The 13161-nt window shown below is 64.0% G+C and carries 7 protein-coding genes; 4 read left to right on the top strand and 3 right to left on the bottom strand.

Annotated features, from left to right (window positions below; translation table 11 throughout):
* Window positions 1-27: 27 nt before the first annotated feature.
* Window positions 28-3009 (bottom strand): excinuclease ABC subunit UvrA, encoded by a 2982-nt coding sequence (uvrA, locus tag V1261_RS05290; RefSeq protein WP_329770582.1) that lies wholly within the window; start codon window positions 3007-3009, stop codon window positions 28-30.
* Between the two features lie 164 nt (window positions 3010-3173).
* Here uvrA and V1261_RS05285 point away from each other — a divergent pair, with 164 nt between their 5' ends.
* The 3 genes from V1261_RS05285 to V1261_RS05275 all read left to right on the top strand — a co-directional run bounded on the left by V1261_RS05285 (window position 3174) and on the right by V1261_RS05275 (window position 5833).
* Window positions 3174-4346 carry an iron-containing alcohol dehydrogenase gene (locus tag V1261_RS05285; RefSeq protein ID WP_329770581.1) on the top strand — a complete coding sequence of 391 codons (1173 nt, stop codon included), beginning with the start codon at window positions 3174-3176 and terminating at the stop codon, window positions 4344-4346.
* Window positions 4347-4457: 111 nt separating this feature from the next.
* Window positions 4458-5183: a hypothetical protein gene (locus V1261_RS05280; RefSeq protein ID WP_329770580.1), complete on the top strand. Its 726-nt coding sequence runs from the start codon at window positions 4458-4460 to the stop codon at window positions 5181-5183.
* Window positions 5180-5833 (top strand): hypothetical protein, encoded by a 654-nt coding sequence (locus tag V1261_RS05275; protein WP_329770579.1) that lies wholly within the window; start codon window positions 5180-5182, stop codon window positions 5831-5833. The genes V1261_RS05280 and V1261_RS05275 overlap by 4 nt, the downstream gene beginning before the upstream one ends.
* Before the next feature lie 3 nt (window positions 5834-5836).
* Here V1261_RS05275 and V1261_RS05270 read toward each other — a convergent pair whose 3' ends face one another.
* On the bottom strand, window positions 5837-6715 hold the full coding sequence (locus tag V1261_RS05270; protein ID WP_329770578.1) for an ATP adenylyltransferase family protein: 879 nt from the start codon (window positions 6713-6715) through the stop codon (window positions 5837-5839).
* Between the two features lie 218 nt (window positions 6716-6933).
* Here V1261_RS05270 and V1261_RS05265 point away from each other — a divergent pair, with 218 nt between their 5' ends.
* Window positions 6934-8289, top strand: coding sequence for a sodium-dependent transporter (locus V1261_RS05265; RefSeq protein ID WP_329770577.1), 1356 nt, complete (start codon window positions 6934-6936; stop codon window positions 8287-8289).
* A 152-nt stretch (window positions 8290-8441) separates the two neighbouring features.
* Here the strand turns inward: V1261_RS05265 and V1261_RS05260 are convergent, their stop codons facing one another.
* On the bottom strand, window positions 8442-13121 hold the full coding sequence (locus V1261_RS05260) for a beta strand repeat-containing protein (RefSeq protein ID WP_329770576.1): 4680 nt from the start codon (window positions 13119-13121) through the stop codon (window positions 8442-8444).
* Between the last annotated feature and the right edge of the window lie 40 nt (window positions 13122-13161).

Below are 13161 nucleotides of genomic sequence, written 5' to 3'. Positions count from 1 at the left end.
GGAAACTACCGAGCCATCAGCGGACCCTCACCGGGCACGTGCCAGCACCTGCGCCAGATAGCGGCCGGTATGGCTGGCCGGCTCAGCCGCCACCTGCTCCGGCGTGCCCTGCACCACCACGCTGCCGCCGCCATCGCCGCCTTCCGGCCCCATGTCGATCAGCCAGTCAGCCGTCTTGATCACATCCAGGTTGTGCTCGATGATGACGATGGTGTTGCCGGCGTCGCGCAGGTGGTGCAGCACTTTCAGCAACAGCTCGATATCGCCAAAGTGCAGGCCGGTGGTCGGCTCATCCAGGATGTAGAGCGTGCGGCCGGTATCGCGGCGTGACAGCTCCAGCGCCAGCTTGACGCGCTGCGCCTCGCCGCCCGACAGCGTGGTCGCGCTCTGGCCGAGCTGGATATAGCTCAGGCCGACATCGAGCAGGGTCTGCAGCTTGCGCGCAATCGTCGGGACCGCGCCCATGAACTGGTAGGCCTCCAGCACCGTCATTTCCAGGATCTGCGCGATATTCTTGCCCTTGTACTGCACCTCCAGCGTCTCGCGGTTGTAGCGCTGGCCGTGGCAGACGTCACAGGGCACGTAGACATCGGGCAAGAAGTGCATCTCCACGCGCTTCACGCCATCGCCCTGGCAGGCCTCGCAGCGGCCGCCGGCCACATTGAAGCTGAAGCGGCCCAGGCTGTAGCCGCGCTCGCGCGCTGCCGGCATCTCGGCCATCAGCTCGCGGATATGCGTGAACAGGCCGGTGTAGGTGGCCGGGTTGCTGCGCGGCGTACGGCCGATCGGCGACTGGTCGACGTTGATCACCTTGTCAAACTGTTCCAGCCCGTCGATGCCATCGTGCGCGGCCGGTTCGGCATGGGCGCGGTGGATCTGCTGCGCGGCAGCGGTGTAGAGCGTGTCGTTCACCAGCGTGGACTTGCCCGATCCCGACACGCCGGTGACACAGGTCATCAGGCCAACCGGAATCTCCACCGTCACGCCTTTCAGGTTGTGGCCACGTGCGCCACGCACGGTGATGCGCTGCAGGCCCGGATGTTCGGCTGCAGCCACCGGCGCCTCGCCCTGCGCGCGCGCCAGCGCAGCGCTGCGGCGCGGCTTGGCCACTTCCTGCACCGGCGCCGGCAGCCAGGCGGTGCGCCTTGCCGGCACGGCGATCTGGCGCGTGCCGCTCAGGTACTGCCCGGTGAGCGATTCCGGCGCGGCCATCACCTCCGCGCATGTGCCCTGCGCCATCACCTCGCCGCCATGCAAGCCGGCGCCCGGCCCCATGTCGATCACGTGGTCGGCGGCGCGAATCATGTCCTCGTCGTGCTCCACCACCAGTACGCTGTTACCCAGGTTGCGCAAATGCACCAGGGTACCGATCAGGCGGTCGTTGTCGCGCTGATGCAGGCCGATGCTGGGCTCGTCCAGCACGTACATCACGCCAGTCAGGCCGGAACCGATCTGGCTGGCCAGGCGGATGCGCTGTGCCTCGCCACCGCTCAGCGTCTCGGCGCTGCGCTCCAGGCTCAGGTAGTTCAGGCCGACATCGTTGAGGAAGCGCAGCCGGTTGGCAATCTCGCGGATCACCTTGTCGGCGATCTCGGCCTTGGCGCCCTGCAGCTCCAGGGTATCGAAATAGGCCTGGGCGTCACCCAGCGTGACCTGGCCGATCTGGTAGATGGCGCGGCGCTGCTCACCTTCGCCAACAAACACATGGCGTGCCTCGCTGCGCAGGCGCGTGCCGTGGCAGCTATGGCAGGGCTGCACGCTGCGATAGCGCGCCAGATCCTCGCGCACCACGGCCGATTCGGTATCGCGGTAACGCCGTTCCATGTTCGGGATCACGCCCTCAAACGGATGCTGCTTGACCACTTCCTCGCCCTTGCGCGCGCCACTTTCCATCACGTAGCGGAAGCTGATCTTCTCCTCACCGGAGCCATGCAGGATCACCTGGCGCACCGCTTCCGGCAGCTGCTCGAATGGCGTGTCCACATCCACCTGGTAATGCTGGCAGACCGATTCCAGCAGCGAAAAATAGTAGCCATTGCGGCGATCCCAGCCCTTGATGGCACCGCTGGACAGGCTCAGGCCCGGAAACGCCACCACGCGCTGCGCATCGATCACGTCCACATGGCCGATACCCTCGCAGGTCGGACAGGCACCGGTCGGCGAGTTGAACGAGAACAGGCGCGGCTCCAGCCCGGCAATGCTGTAGTTGCAGACCGGGCAGGCGTACTTGGCATTGAACCAGTGCTCCGTGCCGCTGTCCATTTCCAGCAGGATGGCGCGCTGCTCGCCCAGGCGCAGCGCGGCCTCGAAGCTTTCCGCCAGGCGCTGGCGCACATCAGCGCGCACCTTCAGGCGGTCAATCACCACGTCGATGCTGTGCTTTTCCTGCTTGGCCAGCTCCGGCAGGCTGTCCACGTCCACCACCGCGCCATCGATGCGGAAGCGCACGTAGCCGAGCGCCTGCATCTGCGCCAGCTGCTCGTGGAACTCGCCCTTCTTCTCGCGCGCCAGCGGCGCCAGCAGCATCACGCGCGTGCCTTCGGGCAGCGCCAGCACCGCATCCACCATCTGGCTCACGGTCTGCGCCTGCAGCGGCAGGTCGTGCTCCGGGCAGTACGGCGTACCGGCTCGCGCATACAGCAGGCGCAGGTAGTCGTGAATCTCGGTCACCGTGCCCACGGTGGAGCGCGGGTTGTGGCTGGTCGCCTTCTGCTCGATGCTGATCGCTGGCGACAGGCCCTCGATCAGGTCCACGTCCGGCTTGTCCATCACCTGCAGGAACTGGCGCGCATAGGTCGACAGGCTTTCGACATAGCGGCGCTGGCCTTCGGCATACAGGGTATCGAAAGCCAGGCTGGACTTGCCCGAACCAGACAAGCCGGTAATCACCACCAGCGCATCGCGCGGGATGTCCAGATCCAGGTTTTTCAGGTTGTGCGTGCGCGCACCGCGGATGCTGATGTGGGTATGCGCGCTGGTAGCGCGCGCGGGGGAAATCGGTTTTGCCATGCAGGAGGCAGCCGCTTGACACGGCTGCAGGAAAAAATGGTCAACAGAGCATGATAGCCCAGCCGCATGACGCTGCCAAACCGGACGCCAGTACGCGGTCCGGCGTGGCGCGTTACCATGTGGGGATCAGTTCCCATTACACAGAAGCCACAGGAGACTCCCCCATGCTGAATTTCGACTACCAGAACCCCACCCGCATCGTGTTTGGCCAGGGCAGCACCGCCAAGCTGGCACGCATGGTGCCGCAGCGCGCCCGCGTGCTGGTGCTCTATGGTGGTGGCAGCGTGCGCAGCAATGGCACGCTGGCCGATGTGCTGGACGCGCTGAAGCAGAACGGCCAGCGCTACGTGGCCGAGTTTGCCGGCATCGAGCCGAACCCGACCTTCGAGACGCTGATGAAGGCGGTGCAGCAGGTGCGCCAGGAACAGATCGATTTCCTGCTCGCCGTGGGTGGCGGCTCGGTGATTGACGGCACCAAGTTCGTCGCCGCCGCGGCACGCCTGCAGGACCACGAAGATCCCTGGAGCATCCTGGAGACGCATGGCCGCGTGGTGCAGGCCGCGATGCCGTTTGGCGCCGTGCTGACGCTGCCGGCGACCGGCTCGGAAATGAACGCCGGCGGCGTGGTCACGCGCGCGGCCACGCAGGACAAGCTGTCCTTCAGCAGCCGCCTGCTGTATCCGCAGTTCTCGGTGCTGGATCCGGTGCGCACCTACTCGCTGCCGGAGCGCCAGGTCGCCAACGGCGTGGTCGATGCCTTTGTCCACACCATGGAACAGTACCTGACCTACCCGGTCGATGCCCGCGTGCAGGACCGCTGGGCCGAAGGCATTCTGCGTACCCTGGTGGAAATCGGCCCTGATGCGGTGCACAAGACCGACGATTACGACACCCGCGCCAACCTGGTCTGGAGCGCCACCATGGCCCTCAATGGGCTGATCGGTGCCGGCGTGCCGCAGGACTGGGCCACCCACATGATCGGCCACGAGCTGACCGCGCTGCACGGCATTGACCATGGCCGCACGCTGGCGATCGTGCTGCCCGCCGTGATGCAGGTACGCCGCGAGGCCAAGCGCGCCAAGCTGCTGCAATACGCCGATCGCGTCTGGGATATCCGCGAAGGCAGCGAAGAGGAGCGCATCGATGCCGCCATCGCCAAGACGCGCGCATTCTTCGAATCGCTCGGCGTGCCGACGCGCCTGGCCGACTACCAGCTCGGCACCGAGGCGATCGACCCGATCATCGCCGCGCTGGAAAAGCACGAGATGACGCAGCTGGGCGAGAAGCAGGACATCACGCTGGAGATCAGCCGCGAGATCCTGCAGGCAGCACTGTAAGCCGCCTGCCTGAGCGACCAGACCGGCATCGCCGCCACGGCGATGTCACCGGGTCGTCACATGCGCTCGCCATCATGGACGCATGTTGACGCTGACCCGTTGTTTCCGGCCATGTCACTGAAGACAGTCCTGCCCTGGCTGGCATTGCCTGCCCTGCTGGCCGGCGTGCTGCTCTGGCCGGATGTGAGCGAGTTCTACCAGCAGCAGCGTGCCGCTCGCAGCACGCCGGGGCAGACCGAAGTCAGCACCGCCTTTGCGCTACCGCCCAACCACGGCCAGACCTATGCCGCCTGGCGCCAGCAGCAGCCCCAGGCCGCCATCAACCTGTTTGCAGCAGACAGCGCACCGCTGCTGCACGCGATCCAGAACTCGCTCTACCAGATCCCGGCCTACCGTGGCCAGCAACTGCAGGTGGTGCAGCAGATCAACTTCAGCGAGCAGCAGGTGGAGATCACGCTGGAAGCTGCGGACAACCCGACGGTACGCGACACCTACCGCTGGCAAGCCGATACCGGCTGGAAATTCAAGCAGCCTGAACGCCTGCGCCGCGATGCCGACCAGGACCGGCGCGTGCCGCTGTCTTCCATCAGTTTTGCGCTGGTGCCCGCGCTGTATGCCGATGCGCGCCAGCACAACGCCGGCCTGTACCAGGAGCGCATCCACCGGGTGGTGTTCCAGGCCGGCACCAAGCGCAGCATCACGCGCATTGTTGGCACCACCCATGTCGGCACGGGCGATCCGACCTTGTGGATCGTGCGACTGGTGGATGACCGCCGCACCCACACCGTGTTCTACTACCCTGACGGCCGCCTTGAAGGGGTGGATCAATCGCGATGAGGCCATTGCTGACCCGTACCCTGCCCTGGCTGCTGCTGTTGCCGCTGGCCGGCTGTTTCGACGCCTTCCGCTCCGTGCCACCACCCGTATCCGCGGCGTCCGAGGCAGAAAAGCGCGCCTATCAGGAGATTCCGGCTGCGCCGCAAGCCGAGCCCCTGGCCGTGGCCGCTCCGGAGCCGCCACGGCCACCGGTATCGCTGCTGCTGCAACCAGACTTGCTGGAGCAGATCGGGCAGCAACTGCAGCAGCTGCCAGAATTTGAAGGGCAGCCGGTCCGGCTGGTGCGGCATGTGAATTTCTACCCGGAGTGGATCGATGTGGTGGTGCAGGACCCGAAACAGTCCAGTCATTACGAAAAATACCGCTGGCAGGATGGTCGTTGGCAACACCGGGGACCAGACCAGGTAGCAAAAGCCAGTCGCCCGGACCAGATGCCGGCGTCACGCGTGCCCTGGCGCATCGCGGCACAGGTCTACCAGCAGGTGCTGGCGGAGGCGGCCAAACTGGAAGGTTCTGGTCCGATACGCTTCATCAACTTCAGCATGCTCCGTCAGCAGCCGCATTTCCAGGCGGTGCTGCATGGCAGCCGGGAGAATCTGGACCTGCAATACCGGCCAGATGGCCGCTTACTCAGACGCAGGCCGTTCTGAGGCTCAGAGCGGGTAGCCGACGCCGGCCAGTGCCGCCAGCGGACCCACGCTGCGGATCAGCTCCATCTGCTCCGGCTGGCGCGTGAACAGGGCACCGCCAAAGCAGATCGCGCTGAAGGAGATGCCCTCGTACATTTCCTGGGTGCGCGGAATCAGCAGCAGCCAGCCGTCACCGGCGAGCAGGTTGAAGGACGGCATCAGGCCGTCGCTGGCCGGGGCCAGGCCCAGTTCGCTGCAGCCGCGCTGGAAGGCCTGGTGCAGCGCCCTGGCGGCCTGCTCCACCCGCATGCCCTGAATCTCGCCGGTGCGTACGAACACGTGCTGCATGGCCAGGCCCGGGTGGCGTGCCACGGTCTGCGCCTCCGCATCGGCCGGCAGGCCCGGCTGGTAAAGACGCAGATGCGCCTGCTCATCGGTGCCGGGAATCCACTGCACGTGCTTGTGGCGCTGGCTGGCACCGGCAGCGGTGCCGCCGTTGTACAGGCCCAGGCCGCCGGCTTCGGTCATCACCAGCGCCAGCGCGGTAAAGTCTTCCAGGCTGAGCGGCTCCAGCTGTTCGGCAAACACGCGGCGTGCCAGCACCAGGTGGCGCGGCGTGAGCGGGAACTTGTTGAGGATGATGGTGTGGTGCTCGCCGATCGGGCCGACGGTCAGGGCCGGATCGGGATTGAGGAAGGGGTTAAAATTGGGATCGCGCGGGCCACCTGGCACCGCCACCTTGGCGGTGGCGTCCTTGGCCGCCAGCGAGGAGACCCAGAGCACGCGGAACTGCATGCCGCCGTCTTCGACCGTGACCTGTTCGGATTGAACCGGGACCAGATCACCGGAGGCCAGCGCGCTGGCGCTGCAGGTGTCGATGGCTTGCATCAGGGGGGTGCTCATGCGGATACTCCTTGTAGTGGACACTGCGCGACCAGCACGCAGCCAGACAGCCTTTCCGGGAAATGGCAAAACCTCTTGAGCTTACCAGCCCGCGGTGGTTCCGGCCAGCGGGGAAGACCCTTGGCCGGGGCAGCCCTGCAGCAGCTGGTGGCAATACGCGACGGCTTGCCTGCGCCGCCCTACAATGCGCGTTTTCCTTCGGCAGACAGGCGGCAGAGATGAGCGGCAACAGTGCTTCGCGTGATGGTTTCAGTTCCGGTTTTGGCGTGATTGCCGCCACGCTGGGTTCGGCTGTGGGTCTGGGCAATATCTGGATGTTTCCCTACCAGGTGGGCGTGAATGGCGGCGGCGGCTTTCTGCTGATCTACCTGCTGGCCACGCTGGTGGTGGGGCTGCCGCTGATGATTGGCGAGATCAGCATGGGCCGCAGCACGCGCAGCAACCCGATCGATGCCTACCGCCAGCTGGCACCCGGCAGTGCCTGGTGGCTGATCGGTGCCATGGGTCTGGTGTCGGTGCTGCTGATCATGTCGTTTTATTCGAGTGTGGTGGGCTGGGTGTTTGCCTATGTCGGCAAGAGCCTGGGCGGCAGCATCCTGACGCAGGACCGCGCCTTGCTGGAAGGCACGTTTGGCCAGTTGATCCAGTCGCCGATGCAGGCGCTGGGCTGGCAGTGGGCGGTGCTGCTGGTGGTGGGCAGCATCATCACTTTTGGCGTCAGCCGCGGCATCGAGGCCGTCACCAAGCGTCTGATGCCGCTGCTGTTCGTGCTGCTGATCGCGGTAGCGGTGGCCTCGCTGTCCCTGCCCGGAGCGATGGAGGGGGTACGCTTTCTGTTTTTGCCAGATTTTGCGCGGCTCAACGGCCAGGTGGTGCTGATGGCGTTGGGGCTGGCGTTCTTCAAGCTATCTCTGGCAGTCGGCAGCATGATGATTTACGGCAGCTATTTCCGCCAGGAGCAGAACATTCCGCGCACGGCGCTGACCGTGATGCTGGCCGATTTGAGCGTATCGCTGTTGGCCGGGCTGGCGATTTTTCCGGCGGTATTTGCGCTGGGCTTCAACCCTTCCGGCGGCCCGGCGCTGCTGTTCCAGACCATTCCGGCCGTGTTTGCCAGCATGCCCTTGGGGCATGGACTGCTGGTGGTGTTTTTCATCCTGACGGCGCTGGCCGCCATTGGCGCCATGCTGTCGCTGGTGGAAGTGCCGGTGGCCTTTCTGCACGAACACTACCGCCAGCCACGCACCCGCGCCACCTGGTGCGTGATCGTCGTGCTGGCGCTGCTGGGCAGCCTGAGCGCCCTGTCAGCCAGCAGCCTGAGCCAGGTGCAAATTGCCGGCATGTCGCTGTTTGACCTGTTCGATTTTCTCTCCAGCAAGCTGCTGATGCCGCTGTGCGGACTGCTCACCTGCATCTTCATCGCCCGCCGCTGGGGCCGCGAGGCCTTTGTGCAGGCCAACAGCAACCAGGGTGCCCTATCCAATCAGGCTCTGCTGCGCCGGGTGTACTGGGTGCTGACGCGGATTACGCCGGTGCTGATTGCGGTGGTGATGGGGGTGGGGTTGCTGGGGTAAAGGTCAGTCAGTCTCCGAGGCCATCACGCGAATCCGTAAAACCCGAGCCAAGTACAACAGTGCCGGCTCCCCCTGAATGCCCAATGCCGACCATGACTGGTCGGCATTGGACTGATCCCGGGCATGCAAGCATGCCCGGGATACCCCGTGGATCAAATCACCACGAAGTCGCTGGTCAGCAAGCTGGCGGGCTTGTTTTCCAGAGTGGCAAAGACCGTCGGCGCATACACCGTGTTCGTGCCATCTGCATCGTAGGACAAATTGCCGGTTGCGCTGTCATACAGCACCGTCGGATTTTGCGTGGTAGCGCTGCTGCCAAACTCCAACGTCCATGCCGGTGAAGTGCCTTCCAGACCAGGGAAATAGCGGGAATCCAGTACCAGCTTGTCGCCTTGGGCAGCATTGAAATCCTTCACCACATCAGCGTTGGCTGCAAGCAAGGGCGCAGTGAACACGAAGCGATCCGCACCTGCACCACCTGTGAGGGTGTCAACGCCGGCTCCGCCAATCAGGATATCGTTACCGTTGCCGCCATTCAGCGTGTCATTGCCGATACCACCGTACAGCAAATCATCGCCATCTCCCCCATTGAGCGTATCGTCACCAGCACCGCCGTACAGGGTGTCATTGCCGCCCATGCCGTTCAGTGTGTCAATACCGTCACGGCCATCAATGGTGTCGACTCCCGCCGTACCCGTCAGGGTGTCGGCAGTCACATCGCCAGACAGGGTGGCATTGCTGATCGGCAAGGCAGTCAGGTTGATGATCAGGTGGCTTTCAACCACGTCACCATCTCCATCCACAAACCTGAACAGGGCCACTTCCGGGTCGTAATTGACAACGCTCGCAGGCGGATCGTAGGTGTAGTTCCCGGACTCTGTGCCTTGTGCCATGGCAATGGTCAGCACGCCACCCTTGGCCGTGGTAACTTGCAGTTTGCCGTTGCCCAGATGCTGCCACGTTCCGCCGTTGCCAGTCATCGCCTGACCATCCCAAGTGTAGATATGGCCGCCGATTTCCACCCTGGTCACATAACCGCCATCTCCACCAAAGCCCGAGCCGGGGATGCTACCTGCCAGCAGTGTGCTGTTGATCGCCTGAGGTACTGGCGTAGTTCCGGTCAGGAAAGCTGCCAGATCACTCATGTTGGTCACGACCTTGGCCAGATTGGCATTGTCATCTGCTCCGGTCACACCGTTGTAGGCAATCGGAAGCAACTGGTTCAGGTTAGCCCCCGCCCCCATGCCGATGGCATAGGAGACAATCTTGTAGTCCTTGTTGATGTTCAGCTCGCCACGCAGGAAAGATTCCCAGTTGGCCTGGCCCACATCGGTATTGCCACCAGCCTGGAAGCCGGTGATACTTCCGCTGCTGATGCCATTATTGGAACCATTGCTGGCCGTGGGTGCGCCATCCGTCAGCATGTAGGAAATATTGGCAGGATCCTTGCCCTTGGCTACCGGCTGACCATACACCCCGTTTACGGTATCGTGACCGTAAATGCCCTGCGCCGCATTGTTGGCCGCACTGAAGGAGTCGATCAATTCCTGCAGGGCAGCATCATAGTTGGTGGCACCAGAACCATCGTAATTGTTCCAGGCATTAATGATCGCCTTGGCCTGCGCAATGGTCACCCAGCCCGCAGTCTGCTGCGTGGCCCTGGAGTTGAAGCTGGACAGGCTGACCCTGACCTCCCCTTCCTGCGCCGCATTCAGGTTGGCCTGGTACTGATCCAGCATGATGTTCAGGGCATCCTTGGCCGCACCCAGACGGGTCGTGTTGTAGGTTGTGCCGTTGGCCCTGGTAATTGTCACAATGTCATCCATGCTGCCAGACAAGTCCAGACTGATCATGACGTTGGCGTAGAACTTGCTGGCCACACCCACAGTCGAATACACCGGTGAGGCATACGGGCTGTCATCTTCCACGGTGACAACAAATTCTTGCTTGTCGGCACTCAAGTCGCCATGCCCATCTCTGACCTGTACATCAAAGGCGAAATCCAGCACGTCTTCGACAGTCTTGTTCGGATGGTCCAGCGGCTTGGTAAGGGTGACATTAACCCCTGCCTCGTACGCATTGGTCGCTCCCGTAACAGCCAGCGCCGGGGTACTTTCTACCTTGATGACCTCGACATAATCCGGCTGCCCCTTGGTACCGGTGTAACCGATCAGGACGTTATCCGTGGTGTCATCCCACTTGACAAGCTTGCCACCAGAGGTAAACGGCGTTGTCAAGGTGGGTGCCGTGAACTTGAAGGTATACGTCAAGCTGTCCACGTCCACGAACTTGATCACACCCAAGGCCTGGGCATTCGCAGCATCCGTCTGGTCAGAGGTTCCGGCACTATCCGGAATACCACCGGTCAGGCCTTCTTCTGAAACCACCATCTTAACCGGTGTACCCGGATCCAACTCGGGCGAGTCATTCTCCCCTGTAATGGTGATTTTCAGGGTCGTGGTTGACAGATCCCCGTCGCCATCCCGAATCGTGTAGACAAAGCTGTCAACTGCGCTATCTCCCTCTCTCATGGTCTGGGCGACTGCATTCGGCTTGTAGGTATACGTGCCGTTGGCCTGCAGCGTCAAGGTACCGTACGCACCTCCAAACGCAGTTCCTACATTACCAACCACAGCCGTCGTTTCATCTGTACCGGCCAGACGAACTCCAACCACCGTCGCGCCATCTGCGCCCTGGATGTCGTTGGTCATCACCATGCCGTCAGTGATTTCCTGATCTTCCGTGATGGTGCGCGTGTCTGCCAGCGCCGTCGGCGCATCATCGTCAAACGTGATCGTCAGCGTGTTGTTCGTCGTTGCGCTGCCGTCCGCATCCGTGATCACGTAGCCCAGCACCACCGTCGGATCTGTCGTGCCCTCGTCATCCGGGCCGGCCGCATGCAGCACGTTGTCCAGCAACGTCACCGTGTAGGCACCCGTTGCCTTGTCCGTGATCTCCACCTTGAACAGGTCTGTGCCCACACGCGTCGCATCCGGGCTCGTCGTGATCTTGGCCGTCAGCACGCCACCCACAACCGTGTACGTCACCGTCTCCTGGCCCAGCGTCGCTGTTCCGCCACTGAGCGCCGTGGCAAACGTGAAGCCATTGCTGCCTGCTCCATCAGCTCCCACGCTGCCTTGCAGCACGCTCGTGAACACCGCTTCGCTCGTGTTCGTGTCGCCGGCCAGGTTCGCATTCAGGTCGCCCACCGTGCTCGTCGGGTTGCCACCCGTCAGACCGTCATCGTCCACCGCTGCCACAGACTTGTTGTTATCCGACGGCGTGTTCGCATCCGTCACCTGGAACGTGAACCCGGCCTGCGCCGTGTCCCCGTCCCCATCCGTCACCGTGAACGTGCCCACCACCGGGGCCACCGGCGTCAGCGTCACCGCATCGGCCTTGAACTCGTAGCTGCCGTCCGCCTTCGCACGCAACTCGCCTGCACCCAGGTCCACCCACTGTGACCAGCCCGTGCCGGCGTCAAACGCCAGCTCCGTCGTGTTCACGTGCGTCAGCGTCGCGCCGTCTGCGCCCGCCTCAAAGTCGAACTGACCAGGCAGCGTCGCACCCTCGGCTACGTTCTGGGAGGCCTCCGCCGTTGCGCTCGGCACATCGTCCACGATCGTGATCGTCACGCTGCCGCTGGCCGTCTGGCCGTCCGCATCCGTCACCACCAGGCCCACCTGGGGCAGGCTCAGGCTGTTCGTGCCGTCCGCATCCGCATGCGCCACGTTGTCCTTGAGCACGTAGCTGTAGTGCACCGTGCCCGCACCTGTCGCAGCATCAAACTCGTAGTACGCCTTCAGCGTGCCTGTGCCATCGTCCTGCACCGTCACCGCTGTGGCCGCATCCGTGCCCAAGGCCACCGTACCCAGCGTCACCGAGCCCACGCCGTCCTTGCTGGTGAAGGCAATCGTGCCTGTCGTCGCTTCGCTCTTGTCGCTGTCGTTGGCTCCGTTGCCGTCTGCCATCTCGCCCGAACCGCCCGGCTCCGCACCACGCGGCGCCAGACCCTTCTCGTTGACCGTGGCCGTCACGTTGGCGGTGGCCGGCTCATTGGGCTCGCCCACCGTCGGCGGCACGTTGCCCAGCGTGATCGTCAGCGTGCTCACCGACGTGTCCTTGTCTCCATCCTCGATCGTGTACCTGAACACATCGCTCACACCGCCCGGCGTGCCCGGCGTGCGCGCATAGCTGTAGCTGCCGTCCGCACTGATCGTCAGCACACCGTACTGACCGTTGACCACCGTGTCCGTGCCGATCGCCTGCACATCGCCTGCGCCCACCTGCACGCCCACTACCACGACTCCGTCCGCGCCCTGCACGTCATTCGTCAGCACATTGCCGCTCACCGGGCCATTGCTGCCCGCAGCCACGCTGTTCGTGTCCACCTCCGCCGTCGGCACATCGTCCACGATCGTGATCGTCACGCTGCCGCTGGCCGTCTGGCCGTCCGCATCCGTCACCACCAGGCCCACCTGGGGCAGGCTCAGGCTGTTCGTGCCGTCCGCATCCGCATGCGCCACGTTGTCCTTGAGCACGTAGCTGTAGTGCACCGTGCCCGCACCTGTCGCAGCATCAAACTCGTAGTACGCCTTCAGCGTGCCTGTGCCATCGTCCTGCACCGTCACCGCTGTGGCCGCATCCGTGCCCAAGGCCACCGTACCCAGCGTCACCGAGCCCACGCCGTCCTTGCTGGTGAAGGCAATCGTGCCTGTCGTCGCTTCGCTCTTGTCGCTGTCGTTGGCTCCGTTGCCGTCTGCCATCTCGCCCGAACCGCCCGGCTCCGCACCACGCGGCGCCAGACCCTTCTCGTTGACCGTGGCCGTCACGTTGGCGGTGGCCGGCTCATTGGGCTCGCCCACCGTCGGC

The sequence above is a fragment of the Brachymonas sp. J145 genome, from assembly GCF_036312245.1.
GTDB lineage: Bacteria > Pseudomonadota > Gammaproteobacteria > Burkholderiales > Burkholderiaceae_C > Brachymonas > Brachymonas wangyanguii.
Note: the sequence above shows the minus strand (reverse complement) of the source record. Positions and strands in the feature narration are given on the sequence as shown.

What these genes read in the sequence shown, in the direction of transcription:
- uvrA (WP_329770582.1), bottom strand. Translation starts at nt 3,009, where the DNA reads ATGGCAAAACCGATTTCCCCCGCGCGCGCTACCAGCGCGCATACCCAC.
- V1261_RS05285 (WP_329770581.1), top strand. Translation starts at nt 3,174, where the DNA reads ATGCTGAATTTCGACTACCAGAACCCCACCCGCATCGTGTTTGGCCAG.
- V1261_RS05280 (WP_329770580.1), top strand. Translation starts at nt 4,458, where the DNA reads ATGTCACTGAAGACAGTCCTGCCCTGGCTGGCATTGCCTGCCCTGCTG.
- V1261_RS05275 (WP_329770579.1), top strand. Translation starts at nt 5,180, where the DNA reads ATGAGGCCATTGCTGACCCGTACCCTGCCCTGGCTGCTGCTGTTGCCG.
- V1261_RS05270 (WP_329770578.1), bottom strand. Translation starts at nt 6,715, where the DNA reads ATGAGCACCCCCCTGATGCAAGCCATCGACACCTGCAGCGCCAGCGCG.
- V1261_RS05265 (WP_329770577.1), top strand. Translation starts at nt 6,934, where the DNA reads ATGAGCGGCAACAGTGCTTCGCGTGATGGTTTCAGTTCCGGTTTTGGC.